Raw genomic sequence first — 21,621 nt, 5'->3', positions numbered from 1 at the left:
GGCTGCAGAATCTAAATGAAACTGCAGCCGCTTTGATATGAAAAAGGTCTATCTGAAAAATTACCGACCCAGGTAGACCATCAACACCGAAACGTCGGCGGGAGAAACCCCGCTGATGCGCGAAGCCTGGCCCAAAGTTTCGGGCTGAATCTTGAGCAGCTTCTCGCGGGCTTCGTGCGAGAGGGCCGGCATGGCTTTGTAGTCGAGGCGGCCGCGGATGGTGAAGTTTTCCAACTCCTGTACGCGGGCCGCCTGCTGGTGCTCCTTCTCCAGGTAGGCCTCGTACTTCACTAGGATTTCGGCTTGCTCCAGCGCATCCGGCCGGTACGGAGCCAGGGCCAGCGTGAGGCCGGGCAGTACCCGCGCCAGCGCCGCCAGGTCCACGCCGGGGCGGCGCAGCAGGTTCACCACGCGCGTTTTCTCGTGAATAGTAGCCGAGCCGATTTCCGTCAGCCAGTCGTTAATTTCCTGGGGCTCTACGGCGTGGGTTTTCAGGAGCTTGGCCACGGCGGCCGTCTGCTCTTCCTTTTCGCGCACCAGGCTCATCCGCTCCTCCGAAGCCAGGCCCAGGGCGTAGCCCAGGGGCGTGAGGCGCAGGTCGGCGTTGTCCTGGCGTAGTAGCAGGCGGTGTTCGGCGCGGCTCGTGAACATGCGGTAAGGCTCATCAGTGCCTTTATTCACGAGGTCGTCGATGAGCACGCCGATGTAAGCTTCACTGCGCTTGAGCACGAAGGGCTCCTTGCCGTGCACCTTGTTATGGGCGTTGATGCCGGCCATGAGGCCCTGGCAGGCGGCTTCCTCGTAGCCCGTGGTGCCGTTGATCTGGCCCGCGAAGTAGAGGTTCTGCACCAGCTTGGTTTCCAGCGTGAGGTTGAGCTGGGTGGGCGGGAAGAAGTCGTACTCGATGGCGTAGCCGGGCCGGAACATCTTGGCATTCTCGAAGCCAGCTATTTTGCGCAGGGCACGGTACTGCACGTCTTCGGGCAGGCTGCTTGAAAAGCCGTTCACGTACACTTCCACCGTGCTCCAGCCTTCGGGCTCCACAAAAATCTGGTGGCGGTCCTTGTCGGCGAAGCGGTTGATTTTGTCTTCCACGCTCGGGCAGTAGCGCGGCCCCAGGCCCTTGATGCGGCCCTGGAACATGGGTGACTTCTCGAAGCCCTCCTTCAGGATTTCGTGTACCTCGGCGTTGGTGTAGGTGATGTAGCACGGGCGCTGCTTTACCAGCGCAGGCGTATCGAGGTAGGAGAATTTGCTGGGCGTTTCGTCGCCGGCCTGCTCCTCCATTTTGCTGTAGTCGAGGGAGCGGCCATCCACGCGGGGCGGGGTGCCGGTTTTCATGCGGCCGGCCTCAAAGCCCAGCTGCTTGAGCTGCTCCGTGATGCCGGTGCTGCCTTTCTCGGCGGCGCGGCCACCCCCAAACTGCTTTTCGCCGATGTGAATGAGGCCATTCAGAAAAGTACCGTTAGTCAGTACCACCGACTTGCCCCGGAACTCAATGCCCAGCTGAGTTTTCACGCCCACGGCCGTGCCGTTTTCCACCACAATGCCGGTTACGGCCTCCTGCCAGAAATCCACGTTCAGGGTTTGCTCCAGGGTCATGCGCCACTCCTCGGCAAAGCGCATCCGGTCACTCTGCGCCCGCGGGCTCCACATGGCGGGGCCTTTCGAGCGGTTCAGCATCCGAAACTGAATCATGGTTTTGTCGGTGATGATGCCCGACTGCCCGCCCAGGGCGTCCACCTCGCGCACAATCTGTCCTTTGGCCACCCCGCCCATGGCCGGGTTGCACGACATCTGCGCGATGGTGTTCATGTTCATCGTTACGAGTAGCACCTTAGAGCCCATGTTGGCGGCGGCGGCGGCGGCCTCACACCCGGCATGGCCGGCTCCTACTACAATAACGTCGTATTCTTCTTGCTGAAACATGGTCAAAAGTTGTTCGAAAGAGAGCAACAGACAAGTAAATGAAATTGTGCCCTATGGCTTTATTCTAATACTTGAGCCGTAGCATCAATGATATGCAGGCTGAGTAGTTCCTGCCGGGAAGCAAAATGAGTGGACGTAATCAAGCCGATTTTATGCATTCGATTTTTACTGTTGACTGGACACATCTGGCTTATAGGAAGTGAAACTCCAGTAGCAAAACGCACCTGCCTGACTACAGTAACTTGTCCCCGAATTTCACCTATAAGTACCCAACCGCGGTTAGTAATGTAGAAGACATCTTCTACTGTAAACGTGCCAGCTACACTCATTTGGGCAAGGCGAAAAACGGCTTCACGCTTAAAAGGAATGGACCTTACTCTTCTACAAAAAGCAAAGCTAACCCCCTCAAAACGTGCGCAAAGATACGCACTCAGCAGCTTTTCCGCGCCACGCGCTGCTTATTCCAATTCGTACTCGTCCTGGGCATCGTCCGGCAAATCGGCTAGAATAGCCGCCGACTGAACTGCCACCGTGGCCCACGAAAACGGCAGCCAGCGACCCTGCATACAATCAAATACCTCCGTAGCCGCTTCGTCGGCAAACAGCTTGTAGTCGAACTTGGGGTAATCGTGGACCACGTAACCGGGGTAGTAGTAGGCTTTTTGCTGGCGCAGGGCGTGGTTGATTTTCTGCAGCATGAGGTATTTGCCCAGGCTGTATTTGCGGTAGGCGGGGTCGTAGAAGTTCATGATGCCCGCAATGCTGCGCGCCCCGCTATCGAAAATACCAGCTGCAATAAGCTGCTGTCCGTCCCGGATTTCTACCACGCCCGTGCTGAAGGCATTGTTGGCCGCGCCGGCCTGCAGGAAAGCCTCTACGGTTTCGGGGGCGTCGAAGGTGATGGAGGCGCGGTAGCGGGCGTATAGTTCTTCCAGCTCTTCGGTCAGGCGGAAAGGCCGTAGTACCACGGCAAACCGCTCGTTGAGGCGTAGCAGCCGGCGCTGGGTAGGTCCGTAGCTCACGCGGCTCAGCACCAGGCGCAGCCAATGCACGGTATAAAGGGTATTATCGATGGGCAGAAACCGGCAGGTAAACAGGTTCTGGTGCATCCGGTAATACCCCTGGCTTAGATAATAATCCAGCGCTTCGCCCGGAATAGTTAACAGTGACTGCGGCGTGGTAGACATGGCAGCATAAGTTAGGCCGTCATTCCGAGCGAAGTCGAGGAATCTCGCGTGCTGACGTTGTGGTGGTAGTTGATTTTACCACACTAGCGAGATTCCTCGACTTCGCTCGGAATGACGAACTTATTGTAAAAATAAGCCAACGAAAACGCCCACCGGATGGGCGGGCGTTGCAATGTGGTGTGAGGTAGCGTTACTAAAACGTGCGCAGCGACAGACAGTCGTCTTCTTTCTTGCGCATGGCCGTTTGGCTTAGCAAATCCTTGTCGGCGTAGCCCAGCAGGTGAAGCACCCCGTGAATCATGACGCGGTGCAGCTCGTCGCGGAAGGTAACGCCGTGGGTTTGGGCATTTTCGCGAATGCGCTCCACCGAAATGAAAATGTCGCCTTCAATGATGTCGGCGTCATCGGCATTGTCGAAGGTGATGACGTCGGTATAGGTGTCGTGGTCGAGGTACTCCACGTTTACCTTGTGCAGGTATTCGTCGGAGCAAAAGATATAGGTGAGGTGTACGATTTCATGTTCGTGCACTTTCGCAATCCGCTCAATCCAGGAAGTCAATTCCTCGGCGTCGGCCAGCTCAAAATCTACGTCTTCTACTACGAACTCAATACCTAGCCGCTCGTGGTCGAAGTGGTCTTCAGACTGCTCGTCGTGCTCGTTGGGGGGCAGCGTATTCATGCCGCGGTGTGGTCAGAGGCGGAAGAAGTTTCAGTCCCCGAGTTTTCGGGGGTGAGGAAAAACGTGAGTTGCACGTTGCGGCCATCCTTGGAAAACTCTACCTCATCAGCCAGGTGGCGAATCAGGAAGATGCCCCGGCCGCCGGGGTTTTCGAGGTTTTCGGGCGCGGTAGGGTCAATGAGGTTGTTGTAGTCAAAGCCCTGGCCCTGATCTTCTACCTCAAACTTTACACGGTTGGCATCGACCTCCAGGGAAAGGTGCACGTTCTTGTCACGGTCGAACTTGTTGCCGTGCCGAATGGCATTGTTCACCGCCTCCGTGACGGCCACCATGATATTTCCGTAGATGTCGTCTTCAATGTGAAACGTATCCTTCGAGTTGTCGATGAAGCTTTCTACCACGCGAATGTTCTCGACGAGCGAAGGAATCTGAATCTTGACCTGTTTCATAAAAAGGGGAAAGGCGGCAAAGGCGGTAAAAATAGCAGAACGCTATTTCATTTTCTGAAAATATTCACTGACCTCCCGCTGGTAGTAGGGCGTGAAGGTCGGCGGAACGGAACGAAGCACTTCCGTGGACTGATTTTTTTGCTGGCGGTAACGGTTGAAGGCCGGAGGAAAGACGGGTGGACGGTTTTCGGCGGCTTTTGCTTCCCGCTGCGTATCCTGGTCCCGCTCCCGAGCCGATTTCTCGGCTTCGAGCAGGCGGGTCAGGATCTGCTGCTGGCGCATGACCGTTTGCTCCGTTAGCCGCTTATTTACGAGGTCCGTCTCAGTTTGTTCCATCATTTTTTTTACGTCGCCAAGGCCCCCGGCGCCCTGCTCACCTTTGCCCGGTTTGCCGCCCTGCTGCATTTTTTCCAGCTCTTTGAGGGCTTCGCGCATCATCTGTTGCTGGGCAGCCAGCTTGGCCAGCTCCTCCGATAAAGCCCGGCCGCTCTTGCCGCTTTGCTGGAGCTGCTGAATCTGCTGGTTGAGCTGCTGCTGCATCTTGCCTAGCTGGCCTTCGCCGGCCTGGCTGCCTTTCTTCTTTTTGCGGCCCGGCTTGCCCCCACCCTGCTGTTGCTGCTGGCTCTGGCGCTGCTGCTCCTGCATCTGCTGCAGGGCCGAGTTGAGCATGAGGGCCAGGTTGTTCATGCTCGTCATGGCCTGCTGCTGGCTGGCGCTGGCGCGGCCCACGTTGCGCTGCTGCAGCTGCGTGAGCGACTCATCCATGCGGCCGTTCATCTCGCTTACCTCGCGCGTTACGAAGCTCTGGAGCTGAAATACGCGCTTGGCCAGGGCGTATAGCGAATCCTGCACCACCCGGGCGTCGTCCTTGAGCTTGCGCTGCTGCTGGCCCAGCTGCACGAAGCGCGGGTCCTGCTGGTCTACCTGCCGGAAATCCTTCATCAACCCTTCCTGGTCGAAGGAGAGCTTGAGCAGGTTTTCGAGGATGTCGCGCAGGTCGTCAATGTTTTCCTGCTGCTCGTCCGATTCCTCTTCGCTCATCTGCTGCTGCATCTGCTGGGCCATCTGCTGCATCTTCTGCGCGGCCTGCTTCTGGTTTTGACTGGCTTTCTGGTTCTGGTTTTTGCCTAGCTGCTCCTGGCTTTGCTGCATCTGCTCGTCTACCTCCTGCTGCTGGTCCTTCATTTCGTCGGCCCCATTCTGGTTGTCGAGCTGCTCGTCCATCTTCTGCAGGTCCTTCAGGTTCTGCTGAATCTGGTCGAACTGCTGCTGCTTTTCCTGTTGCTCTTGCTTGAGCTGCTCGTTTTTGGCTTTCTGCTCCTGGTTGCTGGCTTTGTTGTCGGGGTTCTGCTTGTCGTTCTGCTCGGTTTTCTCGGCCAGCTGCTGCTCTTCCTTGGCTAACTGCTCTAGTTGCTTCAGCGTGGCTTCCTGCTTTTGCTCAAACTGCAGCTGCTTAAACATTTCGAGGGCGCGCTCCAGCTCTTTCTGCAAGGTGTTTTCCTTGTTTTCGAGCTTTTGCATGAGCTGCTGCATTTCCAGCTGATTCTGGTCCTGCTTCTGCTCCAGCAGCTTCTGCAGCTGGTCGTAGAGCTTCTTGGTTTCGGGGTCGAGCAGGGAGTCCATCAGCTTCTGCAGCTCCTGGGCCTTTTCCTTGAGCTCCTGGCTTTTGGGGTCGAGCTGGTCCTGCTGCTGGTTGAGCTGCTCAAACATGCGGCGCACGTCCTGCATCTGCTCGTCGAACTGCTGCTTTTGCTCCAGCATGTCCTGTAGCTGCTTGCGGTCCTGGAAGTTCAAGTCGCGCTTGGTTTTGAGCTTATCCTCAGCCTTGGCCAACTCCCGCTCCAGCTTCTTGCTTTGCTCCTGCGACTTGCTCAGCTGGCTTTGCACCGACGAAGCCTGCGCATTCAGCTGAGCCTGCTGCTCCCGCTTAGAAGGCACGCGGAACTCCACAGCGCGGGTGCGGGCACTTTTTGAGCCGTGCACGCCGTCGTTATCCCACACCTGTAGGAAGTATTCTAGCCGGTCGCCGGGCTGCAGGCGCAGGCTGCGCAAATCCCACTGATAGGCGTACACTTGAGCCGCGCCGTGCTGAAGTGCAATAGCCCGGGTCTGATAAGCAGCGTTGGGCCGGGCTTTGGCGCTGAGTACACGGTAGTGCAGCTGTAGGCGCGAAAGGCCGTAGTCGTCGCGCACGGTGCCGCCTAGCGCCAAGTACTGCCGCGAGACTGTGTCGGAAAAAGCTTCGAGGGTAATGTCAGGTATTTGGTCGGGAATAGCCGTGAGCTGGTACTCGATGGGGTCCCGGTTAAGGCTGGCGGCATTGCGCAGGCGCACGGCGTAGGCTTGGGTGCGCATAATGCGGCGCGTAGCCTGAAACTGGCTGCCGCTGGCCTGAGCCGCCACCGTTTCGTCGGGGGCGCGGAACTGCAGTTCCAGGGCGTCGGTAGCGGCCGTGCTGAACTCCCAACGCAGCGTGCTGCCCTCGGGCACGGTGGCGTTGCCGGTGTTGCGGATGGTTTCGGCCGCTTTGCCGGTGTATGCCGGGTAGGTGATGTGCAGGGCGAAGTCACGCAGATTGGGCCGTTCGCGCACCGTCAGGGCGTAGCTATCCGAAGAGAAACCAGCGGCAGTCAGCTGGAAGTCTACGTCCTGCCGCAACTGCCGAAACTCGAAGGAGTACCTGTTGCCGGCTTCCTTGGTCAGGTGCCGCTCGTGGCCGTCGTACTGAATGGTGATGTCGTTGGGCAGGGCCTCTCCCTCCACGGCCACCTGCAGGCGGAAATCTTCTCCCTTAAATGCCCGCAACGACTTATTCTCCACCACAAACCGAAACGGCGCGGGCGGCGCGTACTTCTGGCGGTAGTTCAGAATACGGCCGGTGCCCTGCACAAACAGGCTGGGGTAGATCAGCAACACGGCCACGGCCACAGCGGCGGGCACGGCCACGTACTTCCACAACGGCCGCGTCTGGGCCGGAATGTTGATGCCTTCGGCAAATTCGAGGCCTGTGAACTGAGCGGCCCGCTGCTCTAGGCTGGCGGCAATTAGGGCATTTTCGCGGGCCTGGCCTTGTAGCTGCAGGGCGTTCAGCAACTTGTCCCGGACCTGCGGAAACAGCTCCCCCACACGTTGGGCGGCCTGTTCGTCGGAAAGCAGGCGACGGAGGTTGGTGAGGGCGGCTAAGGGCTGCCAGATCCAGCGCACGAATGCATACACGCCCAGCCCCAGAAACCCGAACAGCAGCCCACCGCGCACCCAGGTAGGCAGGTACAGGAAATACTCCAGCAGGTTGAGGACCACGAACAGCGTGAGCAACAGGCCACCGGCTACGAGGCCGCCGCGCACCAGCAAACTCAGGTAAAACTTGCGCTTAAAGGCTTCCAGCTGCGTGAGCACCTGCGCCAGCGCCGAGGAGCGGGCGGCGGGTGCCGTCGTCAGCCGGGGAGTTTCTTCCACCAGCATAAAAGAGGGCAATAAAAGGAAAGCGGTGCAGAAGGGTCGGGCAGCAAGCTGCCAACCGGCACCGCTCCGTTAAATTTACGTCAGAACCCGCAGATACGCCGCAAAGATTCCCCAACAACTACGGGGCAGAACTTAGCGGGCGGCGGATAGCTGCACGTAGGCCGGGCAATGGTCCGAATGCACCACATCGGCCAAAAGACCCGCCCCGGCCACGCGTGGTTGCAACACATTGTCTACCAAGAGGTGGTCGAGGCGCCAGCCCACGTTGCGGGCCCGAGCGCCGGCCCGGTATGTCCACCAGGAGTAATGTCCGGGGGCGTCGCCGTGGATGTGGCGGAAGGAGTCGGTGAAGCCATCAGCCAGAAAATCCTTAAACCACTGCCGCTCCTCGGGGGTGAAACCGGGAGAGTTTTGGTTGGCTTTGGGATTGTGCAGGTCCAGGTCGCGCTGGCAGCAGTTGAAGTCCCCGCCAATGATGAGCGGGGGCGTACCGGCTGCTTGCAGCTCCCGCACGTAGCGCCGGAAAAAGTGCAGCCACTCTACCTTGAATGCCTGCCGCTCCTCGCTGCTGGTGCCGGAGGGCATGTACACGTTCAACACCGAAAAATCGTCGAAATCCAGGCGCAGCACCCGGCCTTCCAAGTCGTAACAATCGGTGCCGCAGCCTACCTCCACGTGGCGCGGCCGCTGGCGCGTGAGTGTAGCTACGCCGCTGTAGCCGGGTTTCTGGGCAGGGTGCTGGTACACGTGGTAGCCCAGCGCCTCCAGCCCGCTCACGTCCAGCGGCTCGCGCCCGGCCTTAATTTCCTGCAGACACAGCACGTCGGGTGCCTCGGTCTGCACCCAGTCCAGCAGGCCCTTGCTCAGTGCCGACCGCAGCCCGTTGACGTTATAGCTGATGATTTTCAAGTGGGGGATGGTTATATGCTATTCTTGAAAAAGGCGGGCTACTGTTTCCTGACTATTATGGCCACGATTTGCACGCCCTAACAGTCAGAAAGCAGCAGTGAATTTACCCGTTCAGCCGGTCCATTTCCTGGAAGTATTCCAGCATATGCCACTTAAGCATGCGTTCCTGCTCTTTCAGCGTAGAGAAAGGCACAGGCTTCACCAGCCGGAAATGGGGCCAGCCATCCTCATCCACGCGTTCCAACTCGTAGTAGCCCGAGATGCTGAACAGGCGGCAGGTGGCAATGTGCATCAGGTCCTGCTTTTGCTCCTTGGTAAACGGGCCGCCCCCCTGCCCGAGCTCCTGCACGCCAATCAGCAGCAGCAGAGCGTTCAGGTCGGGCTTCTTGCCGAAGCGCTGGCGCAGGTCGTTCATCAGTTCCCACCAGCGCTGCTCAAACTGGGCTTCGGTTTCTTCGGGGTGCAGCATAGCCTAGGCGGTGTGCTCGGCGTGGGGCGGTGCCGGCGTAGCCGATTCTTCCTTGAGGGCTTCCCAGTACTCCACGGCGCGGCGGAAGTGCGGAATCACGATGCTGCCGCCGATGAGGTTGGCAATGGCGAAGACTTCGTAAATCTCCGTGTCGTTGATGCCTTCCTCGTGGCACTTACCCAGGTGGTACTTGATGCAGTCGTCGCAGCGCAGCACCATGGAGCAGGCCAGGCCCAGCATTTCCTTGGTGCGCACGTCGAGGGCGCCTTCCTGGTAGGTGTTGGTATCGAGGTTGAAAAAACGCTTGATGACTTTGTTATCCGCCGCCATGATTTTTTCATTCATGCGCTGGCGGTAGTCGTTGAACTCAGAAACGAGGGACATATTAAGAAGGGGGGGAAACGGGAAATAACCACAGCCGCAAAAGGCATTTGGCCGGCTGGGAATAGTAGACCCTAAAATTAGGCAGAAGTTTTGGCCAACCCTGATAATCCGGGCTTCACCCAACTGTTGGTAGTGTTTCTTTCCTGCATCTCACCTGCTATCTTCCTGCTACTACGCTATTCTGCCTTACTGCTATGCCGCTACCCTCCGTTGTCGACGATTTTATCACGCTGCTATTCCCGCGGCAGTGCCTGGGCTGCTCGGGCGTGCTGGCCCGGGGCGAAGCGTTTATCTGCACCGACTGCCGGGCGCAGCTGCCCTACACCGATTATCATCGACTGCCGGAAGCAGAAAACCCGCTGGCCCGTCGCTTCTGGGGCAAGGTGCCGGTGCAGCATGCTCTGAGCTACCTGCGCTTTCTGCGTCGGGGTCGGGTCCAGCATTTGCTGCACCAGCTTAAATACCAGAACCAGCCAGAGGTAGGCCGCGTCCTGGGGCACTGGTACGGTCACGAGCTTGCTCAGCACACTTCGCTAAGTACAGACCTCGATTTGATTGTGCCCGTGCCGCTGCATCCGCGCAAGCTGGCCAAACGGGGCTACAACCAGTCCGATTCTTTTGCGGAGGGCTTGGCGGAAAGTTTGCAGCGCCCCTGGCAGGCCGAGGCCCTGCGCCGGGTGGAGCATACCAGTTCGCAAACCCGTAAAAACCGAATGCAGCGCTGGGAAAACGTAGCGGAGGTCTTCGAAGTAGTAAACCCGGCAGAAGTAACCGGCAAACATGTGCTGGTGGTGGATGATGTACTCACCACCGGGGCCACGCTGGAGGCCTGTGCGCTGGTAGTGTTGGCCGCCGGGGCCCGGACCGTGAGCATTGCCACCATCGCCTGCGCGGATAGATGAACCACGGATTCGCGCGGATTTTTCGGATTCCACGGATTTTGTAGGCGGTATGAAATTGTGGTCTGATGACGTTGAGCTTTGCCTTGTGCGGTTGTGCCATCCATTAGGTTTCGTGGGCGGCGTTGGGCCTCTTAAAGCCAAAAAAAAGGGCTTGCCTCACAGCAAGCCCTTTTTAATCGTCTACAAAATCCGCGAAATCCGCGCGAATCCGTGGTTTACTTGTTCGAGCCAGCGTTGATCATGGCGCAGCGGAAGCCGATAGCAGCCGTGGCGGAGTCTTCGGCCATGAAGCGGCGCGTACCCGGCGACAACCAGTAAGCTACGTCTTTCCACGAGCCGCCTTTGAACACGCGCACGTGGTCGTCAATCAGCGACTGGTAGCCTTTTTTGTCGTAACCTTCAGCTTTGTCGAGGAAGCCGTTACGACGGAAGGGGTTCAGATCTTCCTCGTCCTGGAAGGACAGCGGACGGTAGATGTCTTGCACCCACTCGTTCACGTTGCCCGACATGTTGTACAGGCCGTAGTCGTTTGGTGGGTAGGCATATACGTACTCCGTAATCATGGCGCCGTCGTTGAGGCTACCGGCAATACCGGCGTAGTCACCGCGGCCACGCTTGAAGTTGGCCAGGAACTGACCCATCTTCTTGCCGTAGGGATTCCGCATCTGGCGACCATCCCATGGGTAGATGCGCTTGTTCTCCTGGTTTTCGTTGCCGGTTTCCTGAGTGCCGATGAGGGCTTGCGCGGCGTATTCCCACTCAGCCTCGGTGGGCAGGCGATAGTTCGGCAGGGTGTTGCCGTTTTCGATGGCAATCTTCGATTTGCCGGTGCCTTCAGCGCCTACAGCGGCATCAGCCGGAGCGTCGGCGTTTTTCTTCTTGCCGAAGAGTCCGCCGCCTTTCTTTTTGCCGCCGCCATCTTCGATGTCACCTTCACCAGCCAGCTTCTCGTTCACCTTGGCCGTGCGCCAGGTGCAATAGTCGTTGGCCTGCAGCCAGCTTACACCCACTACTGGGAAGTAGCGGAAACCGGGGTAACGCAGGTAGTAATCCACGTAAGGGTCGTTGAACGACAGCTCCCGGGCCCAAACAGTGGTATCGGGCAAAGCCGACTGATAAAACTCCTCAGCCGAGTCTTTGCGGACAAAATGCAAATACTCCAGCCAGTGGATGTTGGCCACTTCGGCTTCGTCCATGTAGAACGAAGCAATGGTAACCGTGCGCTCCACGTTGTCGCGGGTCATGGCTACATCTTCCTCGGAAGAGCCCAGCACAGTACGGCCACCTTCGATGAATACCAAGCCAGGTCCTTCGGGAATGCCTTGATAGTCAGCAACCTTCATGCCCTGCTCGGTATTATATTCCAGGCCGGTAGTAGAGCTATACTTGCCGGGTTTGGTGCTGGTAGGAGGTCCTTGTTTACAGGACGCCAGCGCTAGGGTGCCCACAGCAGCGTAGCATAGGTATTTAGCGAGGTTCATACGGTAGACGAAATTACCTGAGAGGAAAAGCGTTAGTGAAGGCAATTTGAATGCAATAATACAAAAACTCAAAAGTAAGGACAAGGAACTAACCGGTAATTTTTCCGGCTTATTCGCCGACGGGCCGCTGCCAGCACATCTACCTGTTCTAAAGTCAGTACAATTTCGTGGGCGCCGCCTGCTCCCAACTTCCGCCGGCCAAGTTCCGCATCGTAGCTGTAGCCCACCCGAAACCCCGGCATTTGCACACCGACGATGGTGGTGAGAACAGCCGCAGGCCTGGGTGCGCCGGGCAAAGGAATGCCCCGGTACACCAGCCCCACCGTGAGCGGCGTGATGGTACCGTAGATACCAGCTTCGGCCCGCTGGCTACGGCCCTGGCGGGTGTAGGCAAGCGTGGGCGAAATGCTGGCTTCGCGGTAGTGCTGTTTAACGGTAGTTTCGGAGAAAAAGTGCTTTACTCCAGTGGTAAAAGTGAACCGCGTGGGCAAGGTTCCGGCAGCCTGAGTTCCCAGATTGGGGCGGTTGAGGTGGTAGGTGCTTAGCCCCACCCAGGCGTTTTTGGTGTAAAGCAGTCCTCCCAGGCCCACGCTCAGGTAGTGCACCGGGTCGAAAGGCACGGCTTCGGACGTGGGGCCGGTCGTAATTCCTTCGTCGGATAGTTGGTCGCCAAACACCAGGTTACTGTAGCTAATGCGTTGATTGCCATATGTAACCTGCGCGCCCCCACTCAGGTATACGCCGGCCGACAGGCGGGCATGGTAGGCATACAGCGCCGCCGCCTCCAGCCGGGTGTAGCCGATAGCGCCCAACCGGTCAAGATTCAAAACCACTCCAACGGCGCTACGCTGCTCGTTGAAGCGGTAGTCGGCGCCGAGGTGGGAGCTTTGGAACGAGCCAGCCAGGGAGGGGAACTGGTCGCGGTAGGCCAGCGTAATGCCGTAGTCGTGCTGGAGGCCCGTGAAAGCCGGGTTCAGCTGCAAACGGGTAGCGTAGGGCTGCGAAAAATACAAGTCCTGGGCCCCGGCCGATGCAACGCTAGCCGCCCATAAGCTCATCGTAGCCAGGAGCAGGCGCAGGCAAAGCATCGGGGGCAGTGGCATCATGGGCCATTCTAACGGCATTGGGCCTGATTTTGGTGTACGCGCCAGTGGCCGGCGGCTCGAAAATGGGGAAATCCCGGCATCTTTACCGGGTCGGGCGCCCCGCTTACGTACCTATACCAGCTCCCGATTCGTTTTGAGTTTTCTTTTTCAGCTGTACGGTTATGCGAAAAGTTCTTTTAGGAGCGCTGATTTTTCTGGTCGTGCTGGTGGCCGCGGTGGCCCTGGCTCCGGTTCTGTTCAAAGACAAAATAAAGCAGGCCCTCGATAAGCAACTGGCCCAGCGGGTGGCCGCGAAAGTGGAGTACAACCCCGACAATGTGAGTCTGAGTTTGCTCCGCTCCTTCCCCGATCTGTCCCTGGGCATCGATGGGTTGCGCATCATCGGGCAGGATTCGTTTTCGCGCGACACGCTGGCCTTTCTACCCTCCTTCCGGGTGGGGCTGGACTTGATGAGCGTGGTGCGGGGCGATGAAATCAAGATCAAAACCATCCAGCTCGACCAGCCCGACCTGAGTTTGCGGGTGCTGAAAAGCGGCCGGGCCAACTGGGACATTTTCCTTTCCGACTCGGCGGCCGCGGCCAAGGGCCAGGACACCAGCCAGGTGCGGGTGGCTATTAAGGGCTGGGAAATCAACGGGGGCAAGCTGCGCTACGAAGACCTGACCATTCCGTTTGCCATGCAGCTGCGCGGCATCGACCACACCGGCTCCGGTGACTTCGAGCAGAACGTGTTCGACATGGTCAGCCAAACTACGGCCCAGAGCTTTTCCATGCAGTTCGACGGTACCGAGTACGTGACCAACAAAAAGCTGACCGGCAACGTGACCCTAGCCATGGACCTGGGCAAGATGCTGTTCACCTTCAAAGACAACAAGGTGCAGCTGAACGACTTTCCCGCCGCTTTCCAGGGCACCATTGGCCTGCCCAACGACACCGACATTACCTACGACCTCACCTTCAAGGCCCTTGAAACCGACTTCAAGAACATCCTGAGTTTGGTGCCGGGCGCCTACAACGAGCAGTTCAAAGACATGGAGGCTACCGGCAAAGTGGCCTTTGATGGTTACTTCAAGGGCGTACAGAATGAGGTGAAGATGCCCGGCTACGGCGTGAACCTGCAAGTGAAGAATGGCACTTTCCACTACCCGCAGCTGCCCCAGGAGGCCCGCAACATCAACGTGGACATGCAGGTAGACAACCCCTCGGGCTTTACCAACAACGTGAAGGTGAACGTGAAGCAGTTTCACCTGGACCTGGGCAAAAATCCCATTGACGGCAACGTGCTGATTGACGGGCTGGAGCCGATGAAAGTGGACGGGCGCGTGAAAGCCAACGTGGACCTGGCCGAGATGATGAAAGTATACCCCGTGCAGGATTTGATCCTGCGCGGTTTGCTGGCCGTAGATGCCACTGCCAAGGGCACCTACTCCAAAACCCAGATGCCCGTGACCCAGGCGGCCCTGCGCCTCACCAACGGCTACGTGAAAAGCAAGCAGTTCCCGGCCCCCATCGAAAACCTGACCCTAAACGGTACCGTGACCAACACCACCGGCCAGGTAAACGACACACGCATCAACATTCCGCAGTTTCGGATGCTGCTGGACGGGGAGCCGCTGGAAGGCCGCATAGCCGCCCAGAACCTCGAAAAGCCCGTATTTGACGCCGACGTAAAAGGCATTATCGACCTGACCAAAATCACCAAGATCTTCCCGCTGGAAGGCATGACGGTGACGGGCCGCCTGAACGGCAACGTGGCCGCCAAGGGCAACATGGCCGATGTGGAAGCCGGCCGCTATCAGAACATTGTGGCCTCGGGCACGGTGCAGGCCAAAAATGTAACCTACAAAAGCACCGACCTGCCCCAGGGCGTGAAAGTCACCCAGGCCACGGCTACGTTCAACAACGCCAACATCGTGCTGAAGGACATGCAGGGCTTCGTGGGCTCGTCGGACATTGCGGCGTCGGGCACCATCAGCAACTACATGGGCTACCTGTTCACGCCCGGCCAGCCCTTGCGCGGCAACCTCACGGTGAACTCCCGCCGTTTTAACGTGAACGAGTGGATGGTGGACGAGGTGACGGCCAAGCCTACCGCAACGGCCAAAACCGCCGCCCCCGCCGAGGCCCAGGGCGTGCTCCAGATTCCCAAGTTCTTCGATCTGACCCTGAACTCCAACGTGGGCGAGGTGCAGTACGACAACCTCAAGCTCCAGGACGTGAAAGGCACCGTGGTGGTGCGCGACGAGGCTGCCCGCATGGACGGCCTGACGTTTAACACCCTGGGCGGGGCCTTTGCCACCAACGGCTCCTACAGCAGCAAGGACCTGCAGCACCCTAAGTTCAACTTCGGGCTGAACATCAAAAACCTGAATTTCCAGAATGCTTTCCGGGCGTTTGAGTCGGTGAAGAAGTTTGTGCCGCTGGCCTCGCAGGTAGAAGGCATTTTCTCCACCAACTTCAACGTGAGCGGGGAAATGGGACAGGATATGCTGCCCGTGTACAGCTCCCTCACCGGCAAGGGCGTGTTCGAGGTGGTGCGGGCCGCCGTGGGCAACTCCGGCGTGCTCAACAAAGTGAGTAACCTCACCCAGCTAAATGAGCTGAAGAAGTTTGTGGTGGAAAACAAAGACGTGGCGGCCGAGATGCTGAACGGCAACTTCATCGTGAAGCCCTTCGACTTTACGGTGGGCCAGATCAAAACCACCGTGGGTGGCTCCAGCAACGTAAATGGCAGCCTGGAATACGTGATGGCGCTGGATGTGCCCACCGGCAAAGTTGGCAACGCCCTCAACGCCAAGCTCACTCAGCTCAGCGGCGTGCAGGACATCAAAGGCACTGAGCGCGTGACCATGGGCCTGAAAATAGGCGGCAGCCTCACCAACCCCGACGTGAGGCTGACCACTGCCGGCGCCAAGGCCCAAGCCAAGGACTTGGCCAAAAACCTGGTGACCAGCGTGGTGCAAAGCAAGGTAGACGATGCCAAGCTCAAGCTGGCTTCCAAGGCTAAAGTAGCTCAGGACAGCCTGCAGAAGGAAGCCCAGCGCAAGCAGCAGGAACTGGCCGACAAGGCCCGCCTGGAGCTGGAAAAGAAGCGCCAGGAAACTCAGACCAAAATACAGGACAAGGCCAAGGATAAGCTCAACGGTATCCTATTCGGCAAAAAGCCCAAAGCTCCCGCCCCGGAACCAGCCAAAGCCGACACCACCAAACCATAGGACAAAAACCCATACAATAGGAATCATCTAAGCCCCGTTGGTGTCTGTACGGTACGTTAATTGCTTGGCATTCTACGCTCCTTAATCAGTCGTTTTTCTTCAATTTCCCCTTTCTATGAAATTTCTTCGTTTTCTTCCTTTAGCGCTGGCCAGCCTGGTTTTCACGGGCTGCAACGACAAGGATAATGCCTCTGATGCCGCGGGCATCCAGGTACTGCTCATAGATGCCCCCGGCGACTACAAAGCCGTGAACATTGACTTGCAAAAAGTGCAGGTAAATGCCACCGACGCCGCTGGTGAAGAAGGTTGGCAGGACCTCGACGTGACAGCCGGTAAATACGACCTACTTAAGTTGGTAAATGGCACCTATGCACCAATTGTTGCCGGCCAAAACTTTCCGGCTGGCCGCATCCAGCAGATTCGGCTGGTACTCGGTCCCAACAACACCCTGACGCTGAAAGATGGTACAACGGTAGACCTGAAAGTACCCAGCGGTCAGACTTCGGGCCTGAAAGTCAACGTGAATGAGGATCTGCAGGTCGGCACCTACTACACGTTTGTGCTGGACTTCGACGTAGCCAAATCGGTGGTGGCCCGTGGCAACGGCGAGTACAACCTCAAGCCCGTTATTCGGGCCGTGCCTTTCGCTCTGACTGGCAACATCGTAGGTAAGGTGATGCCGCTGGCGGCCCGGCCCCAGGTAATGGCTATCCGCACCGATATTGCCAATGGCGATACTGTGAATACCTACACCGATGCCACTGGCGGCTTCAAGCTTCTGGGCGTGAAGGTTGGTACCTACCGGGTAGAGTTTAAGGCCGCTGCTCCCTACAAGGACACCCAGCGGGAAAACGTGACCGTGGTAGCTAATTCCAGCCAGCCAACCGATCTGGGCCTGATTACCCTCACGGAGTAGCTAGTCCTCTTTTCTGGTTTACACAAAAAGGGCCTTCTGCTGACAGCAGAAGGCCCTTTTTGATTGCAACGAAACCTAGCTCAGCTGCCGGATCAGGGCCAGCAGCTCTGCCTGGGTAGTGCGGGTTTTATCTTTGGCGTACCAGGCGTGCACCTGCTCGGCGTAGGCTTCATGGGAAAGTCCCTGGCCTTTCAGATCCAGAAAAAGGGCCTGCGCAGGCGCCGGCCTGGGGCCCCAATGGGCTACTTCCTCTAGGGTAATAGCATCAAGCATAATAAGCTTGGGAATGGCCCGGCCGCCATTGGTGAGGTAGCGGTCCATAAGGTCCAGGTTTTCGTCGCGCAGCAGGTAGCGGGTGGTGAGCTGGCCCTGGCTGGCCTGCGCTACGGCTTCCAGCGTCGGCACAATCTGGGCCGCGTCGCCGCACCAGCCCTCCGTGAGCACCAGCCATACATAGGGGCGCGGCAGCTCCTGCGCGGCTACCAGTAGCTCCGGCAGCACCTGTACGGTCTTATCTATCCGCTCCATGCGCTGCACGTTCAGGCGGGCGTAGTGCGTGAGGGCCTCCGACTGATTTGGACCAGTCGTAAGCCCTTGAGCCAGCAGCTCGTTGATGAGCTGACGGTAGGCCGGGTAGGAATACGCCGCGCTTAGGCGCTCAGCAGAAAGAACAGACAGAGCCATAAGAGAAAATTCAGAAGGTAGAATGAAGCACGAAAAACCCTTTCCGGCAGCAGATGTTTGCGCCGGAAAGGGTTTACGGAAAGCAGACTAACGTCAGGCGTTACAGGCTGGGTACGTCGGCCGTAGCTGCCTTGGCGGCCAGTTCGCGGCAGTAGGTGATGAAGTCGGTGTTGATGGGCTCCAGGCCGTGCTGGCGCAGGTCACGGGCTACCTGGGCGCGGTGGTAGTTGGCGTGCACGGGCACGTGGGTGAAGATGTCAGCTACTTGGCTGGTGTATCCCTCCCCGATGGAGTTGGTATAGGTAATCAGGCGGTTCAATTCATTTTCGTCCGCCGTGGCTACGTAGTCGTAGAAGCGGGCCGAGGTTTGCTCGTGCCAGTGATGCAGACCGGCCAAGTCGTGCTCCTGCCACACTTTTACAGGGCTGGGCGTGGCGGTGAGGCGGCCCAGCCAGATGGCTTGGGCGTTAAGCACGTGGCTGAACAGGCGCAGGCTGCTGGCCGGGAGGGTAGCGCCGGCGGCTACGAGGCCATCGAGATGACGGAGCAGGGTTTCGTTGGCCCACACGTTGTAGGCCCCCAGCTTTTCGTTGGTGTTAATCATAGGTAAAAAAGGAAACAGGACTAGATGAGTAAACCAGAGCGCGAAGGTGCTACGGCCGCGTAAGCGCCCCAGCCATCAAACGGCCTGATCTACACTTTCAAACGCTAGCGGGGGTCTTCCCACACGAGACGCTCCTCGGTGCGGCTCTTCTCAAAATCGGGGCATTTGCCGTCGCCGCGGCCCGTAAAGCCCCCATCGGGGTGGCAGAGCACGGTGCCCTTGGCGGAGTACAGCGTGGAGTACTGGTCGCAGCAGGGAGCGTTGAAATAGTACACCAGTTGGCCATCCAGGCGGTAGCTCAGGATGCGTGCCTTGGGGTTCTGGGGCTTTTCGGAAGCGCCCAGTTCGGCGATGCGCTTTTGCAGCCAGGCCGGGCGGGCAGTGGTGTCGAACATAGCCACGGTGGAAGAAGCCGGTCGGGTGGTGGTAGGATTCACGGTAGACGGCGACGAAGTGGCCTCCGATTGTACTTCCCGGGGGGTGTCGTTGGCGGGCGTACTCACCTCGGGGCGGCGGGTGCAGGCGCCGGCCAGCAGCAGGGCACCTAGCGGAGCAAGCGAAAAGATCAGGCGCATAGGGAAGAAAAACAGAAACGAGGGGCGAAAGTAAGGAAGAGCCGCCAACTTACGGGCTTACGCCAAACCAGCAGCGGAGTTGGCCTCGGCTGGCTACCAGCCCAGCAGCGCCCCTATGCGGGGCCCAAATACCAGCAGGCCTACCGCCAGCGCCGCCACGGCTCCCACCAGCACGGCTCCCGCGGCTACGTCCTTGGCCCGGCCCGCCAGGGGGTGGTACTCCGGCGACACCAAGTTTACTACCGCTTCAATGGCCGTATTCACCAGCTCCAGTGACCAAACCAGTCCTACGGCCAGCGCCACCAGGGCCCATTCCCCGCGAGTAAGTTCAAAGTACCAGCCCAGCCCCAGCACTACCACCGTGGCCACGGCATGAAACTGCAGGTGTACCTCGGTACGCATAGCTGCTGCTACCCCCCGGAAGGCGTAACCAAAGCTGGCGGCGCGCTGGCGCAGCAGGGCCGGAAAGCGGCGAGGTTGGGGGTCAGCCACGGTTGGTATCGAAAGCGCCGAAGATGGTTTGCCGCAGGGCTGCCCACTCCGGCCGGATGATGCTGAAGATGATGGTGTCGCGCCGGATGCCGCCCTGGGTGGGGCGGTGGCTGCGCAAGGTGCCTTCCTGGGAGGCGCCCATCTGCCGCATAGCGTTCTGCGACTTGTGGTTCCGCGCATCCGTTTCCAGCTCTACCCGCTCGTAGCCCAGCTCATCGAAGGCGTAGCGTAGCAGCAGGTGCTTGGCGGCCCGGTTGAGGCCCGTACGCTGAAAGTCGGTACCGATCCAGGTGTACCCGATGCTCAGGCGCTGCTCCTCCGGTACCACATTATAGTAACTGCTGCTGCCCGCGGCTTGACCCGTTTGCTTGTCGATAATGATAAACGGGTAGCGCCGGGCCTGCTCCCGACCAGCCAGCGCAGCTTCCACGTAGGTTTCCAGCTCCGGGCGGCTGTCGGCACGGGTGAGGGTATACAGCCACAGCGCCGGGTCGGCGGCGGGTTCCTGCAGCAAGTCGATGTCGGTGGCCAAGAGGGGGCGCAGCAAAGCCCGGTCGTTTTCGAGCAGAATGTCGCGGGTGAAATCCATGCAGGCAGGGGAAATACAGTATAACGCGTAAAGATGCCCGAAAAACCACAACGCCGCTGCTCCGGGGCGGAACAACGGCGTTGAAAAGCAATCTGCTAGCTAGCGCTACTTCTTGATTTCGCCGACCATGTCTTCGGGTTTCAGCCACTCGTTGAACTGCTCTTCGGTGAGGTAGCCAAGCTGGAGGGCGGTTTCCTTCAGCGTCGAGCCGTTTTTATGGGCTGTTTGGGCAATTTCGGCGGCTTTGTAGTAGCCAATGTGGGGGTTGAGGGCCGTTACCAGCATCAGCGAAGAGTCCACGTGCTTCTTGATGTTGGCTTCCAGCGGCTCAATGCCCACGGCGCACTTGTCGTTGAACGACACGCACACGTCGCCAATCAGGCGGGCCGAGTGCAGGAAGTTGTAGATCATGACGGGCTTGAACACGTTCAGCTCGAAGTGGCCGTTCATGCCGCCAATGTTGATGGCCACGTCGTTGCCCATCACCTGGGCCGCTACCATCGTCATGGCTTCGCATTGGGTAGGATTTACTTTGCCGGGCATGATGCTGGAGCCGGGCTCGTTATCGGGAATGTGCAGCTCACCGATGCCGGCGCGCGGGCCCGAAGCCAGCAGACGGATGTCGTTGCCGATTTTCATCAGCGAAGCCGCTACCGTTTTCAGGGCGCCGTGGGCTTCCACAATGGCGTCGTGGGCGGCTAGGGCCTCAAACTTGTTTTCCGCCGTTACGAAGGGCAAACCCGTCAGCTCGGCAATGTGCTTGGCCACGTTCTCAGAGTAGCCGGGAGGCGTATTGATACCGGTGCCCACGGCGGTACCGCCTAAAGCCAGCTCCGAGAGGTGCGCCAGCGTGTTTTTGATAGCGCGCAGGCCGTGGTCGAGCTGCGACACGTAGCCCGAAAACTCCTGTCCTACCGTCAGCGGGGTAGCGTCCATGAGGTGGGTGCGGCCGATTTTGACGATGTGCATAAACTGCTCCGACTTGCTTTTCAACGTGTCGCGCAGCTTCTCGATGCCGGGGATGGTGGTTTCTACCAGGATCTTGTAGGCTGCAATGTGCATGGCCGTCGGGAACGTGTCGTTGGAGCTCTGGCTCTTGTTCACGTCGTCGTTGGGGGCCAGCACCTTCTTCTCGTCCTGGAGGCTGCCGCCCTGGAGCACGTGGCCGCGGTAGGCTACTACCTCGTTTACGTTCATGTTGCTCTGGGTGCCTGAGCCGGTCTGCCACACCACTAGGGGAAACTCCTTGTCGAGCTTGCCTTCCAGGATTTCGTCGCACACGCGGCCAATCAGCTCAGCCTTGTCGGCGGGCAATACGCCAGCGTCGCGGTTGGTAAGGGCGGCGGCTTTCTTGAGGTAGGCAAAGGCACGGATGATTTCCTTGGGCATCCGGTTGATGTCCTGGGCAATCTGGAAGTTGTCGATGCTGCGCTGGGTCTGGGCGCCGTAGTAGGCGTCGGCCGGCACCTGCACGGTGCCCATGGTGTCTTTCTCGGTGCGGAACTGCGTCATGCTTCTGAACGTGGGATGAGAAGAGGAAATAACGGCGAAACGGGCCCCAGCCGGGGCTGCGGGGCAAAAGTACACAA

Annotated in this window: 19 protein-coding genes; 3 read left to right on the top strand and 16 right to left on the bottom strand. The window is 58.7% G+C overall.

Going from position 1 to position 21,621, the window contains the following annotated elements:
* Positions 1–60: 60 nt before the first annotated feature.
* From mnmG to FY528_RS06985, 8 genes are all read right to left on the bottom strand, one after another.
* The gene (gene mnmG, locus FY528_RS07020; RefSeq protein WP_149070283.1) at positions 61–1,929 is read right to left on the bottom strand and encodes a tRNA uridine-5-carboxymethylaminomethyl(34) synthesis enzyme MnmG; all 1,869 of its coding nucleotides are present in this window, start codon (positions 1,927–1,929) and stop codon (positions 61–63) included.
* 458 nt (positions 1,930–2,387) lie between these two features.
* Positions 2,388–3,116 (bottom strand): GNAT family N-acetyltransferase, encoded by a 729-nt coding sequence (locus tag FY528_RS07015; protein WP_149070282.1) that lies wholly within the window; start codon positions 3,114–3,116, stop codon positions 2,388–2,390.
* A 193-nt stretch (positions 3,117–3,309) separates the two neighbouring features.
* A complete protein-coding gene (gene ybeY / locus FY528_RS07010; RefSeq protein ID WP_149070281.1) occupies positions 3,310–3,795 on the bottom strand; it encodes an rRNA maturation RNase YbeY in 486 nt (161 codons plus the stop codon).
* Positions 3,792–4,244 carry an ATP-binding protein gene (locus FY528_RS07005; protein ID WP_149070280.1) on the bottom strand — a complete coding sequence of 151 codons (453 nt, stop codon included), beginning with the start codon at positions 4,242–4,244 and terminating at the stop codon, positions 3,792–3,794. The genes ybeY and FY528_RS07005 overlap by 4 nt, the downstream gene beginning before the upstream one ends.
* Before the next feature lie 42 nt (positions 4,245–4,286).
* Complete coding sequence (locus FY528_RS07000) at positions 4,287–7,706, bottom strand: DUF4175 family protein (protein ID WP_149070279.1); 3,420 nt, start codon at positions 7,704–7,706, stop codon at positions 4,287–4,289.
* 132 nt (positions 7,707–7,838) lie between these two features.
* Positions 7,839–8,615 carry an exodeoxyribonuclease III gene (locus FY528_RS06995; protein WP_149070278.1) on the bottom strand — a complete coding sequence of 259 codons (777 nt, stop codon included), beginning with the start codon at positions 8,613–8,615 and terminating at the stop codon, positions 7,839–7,841.
* 103 nt (positions 8,616–8,718) lie between these two features.
* Entirely contained in the window at positions 8,719–9,084 is a 366-nt protein-coding gene (locus tag FY528_RS06990; protein ID WP_149070277.1) for a hypothetical protein, read from the bottom strand.
* A gap of 3 nt (positions 9,085–9,087) precedes the next feature.
* On the bottom strand, positions 9,088–9,468 hold the full coding sequence (locus FY528_RS06985; RefSeq protein ID WP_149070276.1) for a carboxymuconolactone decarboxylase family protein: 381 nt from the start codon (positions 9,466–9,468) through the stop codon (positions 9,088–9,090).
* Positions 9,469–9,662: 194 nt separating this feature from the next.
* Here FY528_RS06985 and FY528_RS06980 point away from each other — a divergent pair, with 194 nt between their 5' ends.
* Positions 9,663–10,370 carry a ComF family protein gene (locus FY528_RS06980; protein ID WP_149070275.1) on the top strand — a complete coding sequence of 236 codons (708 nt, stop codon included), beginning with the start codon at positions 9,663–9,665 and terminating at the stop codon, positions 10,368–10,370.
* Between the two features lie 215 nt (positions 10,371–10,585).
* Here the strand turns inward: FY528_RS06980 and FY528_RS06975 are convergent, their stop codons facing one another.
* Positions 10,586–11,851: an SUMF1/EgtB/PvdO family nonheme iron enzyme gene (locus FY528_RS06975; RefSeq protein ID WP_149070274.1), complete on the bottom strand. Its 1,266-nt coding sequence runs from the start codon at positions 11,849–11,851 to the stop codon at positions 10,586–10,588.
* Positions 11,852–11,919: 68 nt separating this feature from the next.
* The gene (locus tag FY528_RS06970) at positions 11,920–12,957 is read right to left on the bottom strand and encodes a PorP/SprF family type IX secretion system membrane protein (RefSeq protein ID WP_168681819.1); all 1,038 of its coding nucleotides are present in this window, start codon (positions 12,955–12,957) and stop codon (positions 11,920–11,922) included.
* Between the two features lie 161 nt (positions 12,958–13,118).
* Here FY528_RS06970 and FY528_RS06965 point away from each other — a divergent pair, with 161 nt between their 5' ends.
* Both FY528_RS06965 and FY528_RS06960 read left to right on the top strand, forming a co-directional pair.
* A complete protein-coding gene (locus FY528_RS06965) occupies positions 13,119–16,172 on the top strand; it encodes an AsmA family protein (RefSeq protein ID WP_149070272.1) in 3,054 nt (1,017 codons plus the stop codon).
* A gap of 115 nt (positions 16,173–16,287) precedes the next feature.
* Positions 16,288–17,088 (top strand): DUF4382 domain-containing protein, encoded by an 801-nt coding sequence (locus FY528_RS06960; protein WP_149070271.1) that lies wholly within the window; start codon positions 16,288–16,290, stop codon positions 17,086–17,088.
* A 75-nt stretch (positions 17,089–17,163) separates the two neighbouring features.
* Here the strand turns inward: FY528_RS06960 and FY528_RS06955 are convergent, their stop codons facing one another.
* The 6 genes from FY528_RS06955 to fumC all read right to left on the bottom strand — a co-directional run bounded on the left by FY528_RS06955 (position 17,164) and on the right by fumC (position 21,544).
* Positions 17,164–17,772 (bottom strand): thioredoxin family protein, encoded by a 609-nt coding sequence (locus FY528_RS06955; RefSeq protein WP_149070270.1) that lies wholly within the window; start codon positions 17,770–17,772, stop codon positions 17,164–17,166.
* A 100-nt stretch (positions 17,773–17,872) separates the two neighbouring features.
* On the bottom strand, positions 17,873–18,376 hold the full coding sequence (locus FY528_RS06950; RefSeq protein ID WP_149070269.1) for a DinB family protein: 504 nt from the start codon (positions 18,374–18,376) through the stop codon (positions 17,873–17,875).
* Positions 18,377–18,480: 104 nt separating this feature from the next.
* A complete protein-coding gene (locus tag FY528_RS21520) occupies positions 18,481–18,951 on the bottom strand; it encodes a DUF6970 domain-containing protein (protein WP_262383936.1) in 471 nt (156 codons plus the stop codon).
* 93 nt (positions 18,952–19,044) lie between these two features.
* On the bottom strand, positions 19,045–19,443 hold the full coding sequence (locus FY528_RS06940; RefSeq protein WP_262383935.1) for a diacylglycerol kinase family protein: 399 nt from the start codon (positions 19,441–19,443) through the stop codon (positions 19,045–19,047).
* A complete protein-coding gene (locus tag FY528_RS06935) occupies positions 19,436–20,032 on the bottom strand; it encodes a GNAT family N-acetyltransferase (RefSeq protein WP_149070268.1) in 597 nt (198 codons plus the stop codon). The genes FY528_RS06940 and FY528_RS06935 overlap by 8 nt, the downstream gene beginning before the upstream one ends.
* A gap of 105 nt (positions 20,033–20,137) precedes the next feature.
* A complete protein-coding gene (gene fumC / locus FY528_RS06930; protein ID WP_149070267.1) occupies positions 20,138–21,544 on the bottom strand; it encodes a class II fumarate hydratase in 1,407 nt (468 codons plus the stop codon).
* Positions 21,545–21,621 lie beyond the last annotated feature (77 nt).

The sequence above is a fragment of the Hymenobacter lutimineralis genome (assembly GCF_008271285.1).
Taxonomy (GTDB): Bacteria; Bacteroidota; Bacteroidia; order Cytophagales; family Hymenobacteraceae; genus Hymenobacter; species Hymenobacter lutimineralis.
This window is presented reverse-complemented; position numbering and strand designations above follow the sequence as displayed.

Excerpts from the sequence above, each read along its gene's own strand:
- mnmG (WP_149070283.1), bottom strand. The coding sequence starts at position 1,929 with ATGTTTCAGCAAGAAGAATACGACGTTATTGTAGTAGGAGCCGGCCAT.
- FY528_RS07015 (WP_149070282.1), bottom strand. The coding sequence starts at position 3,116 with ATGTCTACCACGCCGCAGTCACTGTTAACTATTCCGGGCGAAGCGCTG.
- ybeY (WP_149070281.1), bottom strand. The coding sequence starts at position 3,795 with ATGAATACGCTGCCCCCCAACGAGCACGACGAGCAGTCTGAAGACCAC.
- FY528_RS07005 (WP_149070280.1), bottom strand. The coding sequence starts at position 4,244 with ATGAAACAGGTCAAGATTCAGATTCCTTCGCTCGTCGAGAACATTCGC.
- FY528_RS07000 (WP_149070279.1), bottom strand. The coding sequence starts at position 7,706 with ATGCTGGTGGAAGAAACTCCCCGGCTGACGACGGCACCCGCCGCCCGC.
- FY528_RS06990 (WP_149070277.1), bottom strand. The coding sequence starts at position 9,084 with ATGCTGCACCCCGAAGAAACCGAAGCCCAGTTTGAGCAGCGCTGGTGG.
- FY528_RS06985 (WP_149070276.1), bottom strand. The coding sequence starts at position 9,468 with ATGTCCCTCGTTTCTGAGTTCAACGACTACCGCCAGCGCATGAATGAA.
- FY528_RS06980 (WP_149070275.1), top strand. The coding sequence starts at position 9,663 with ATGCCGCTACCCTCCGTTGTCGACGATTTTATCACGCTGCTATTCCCG.
- FY528_RS06975 (WP_149070274.1), bottom strand. The coding sequence starts at position 11,851 with ATGAACCTCGCTAAATACCTATGCTACGCTGCTGTGGGCACCCTAGCG.
- FY528_RS06970 (WP_168681819.1), bottom strand. The coding sequence starts at position 12,957 with ATGATGCCACTGCCCCCGATGCTTTGCCTGCGCCTGCTCCTGGCTACG.
- FY528_RS06965 (WP_149070272.1), top strand. The coding sequence starts at position 13,119 with ATGCGAAAAGTTCTTTTAGGAGCGCTGATTTTTCTGGTCGTGCTGGTG.
- FY528_RS06960 (WP_149070271.1), top strand. The coding sequence starts at position 16,288 with ATGAAATTTCTTCGTTTTCTTCCTTTAGCGCTGGCCAGCCTGGTTTTC.
- FY528_RS06955 (WP_149070270.1), bottom strand. The coding sequence starts at position 17,772 with ATGGCTCTGTCTGTTCTTTCTGCTGAGCGCCTAAGCGCGGCGTATTCC.
- FY528_RS06950 (WP_149070269.1), bottom strand. The coding sequence starts at position 18,376 with ATGATTAACACCAACGAAAAGCTGGGGGCCTACAACGTGTGGGCCAAC.
- FY528_RS21520 (WP_262383936.1), bottom strand. The coding sequence starts at position 18,951 with ATGCGCCTGATCTTTTCGCTTGCTCCGCTAGGTGCCCTGCTGCTGGCC.
- FY528_RS06935 (WP_149070268.1), bottom strand. The coding sequence starts at position 20,032 with ATGGATTTCACCCGCGACATTCTGCTCGAAAACGACCGGGCTTTGCTG.
- fumC (WP_149070267.1), bottom strand. The coding sequence starts at position 21,544 with ATGACGCAGTTCCGCACCGAGAAAGACACCATGGGCACCGTGCAGGTG.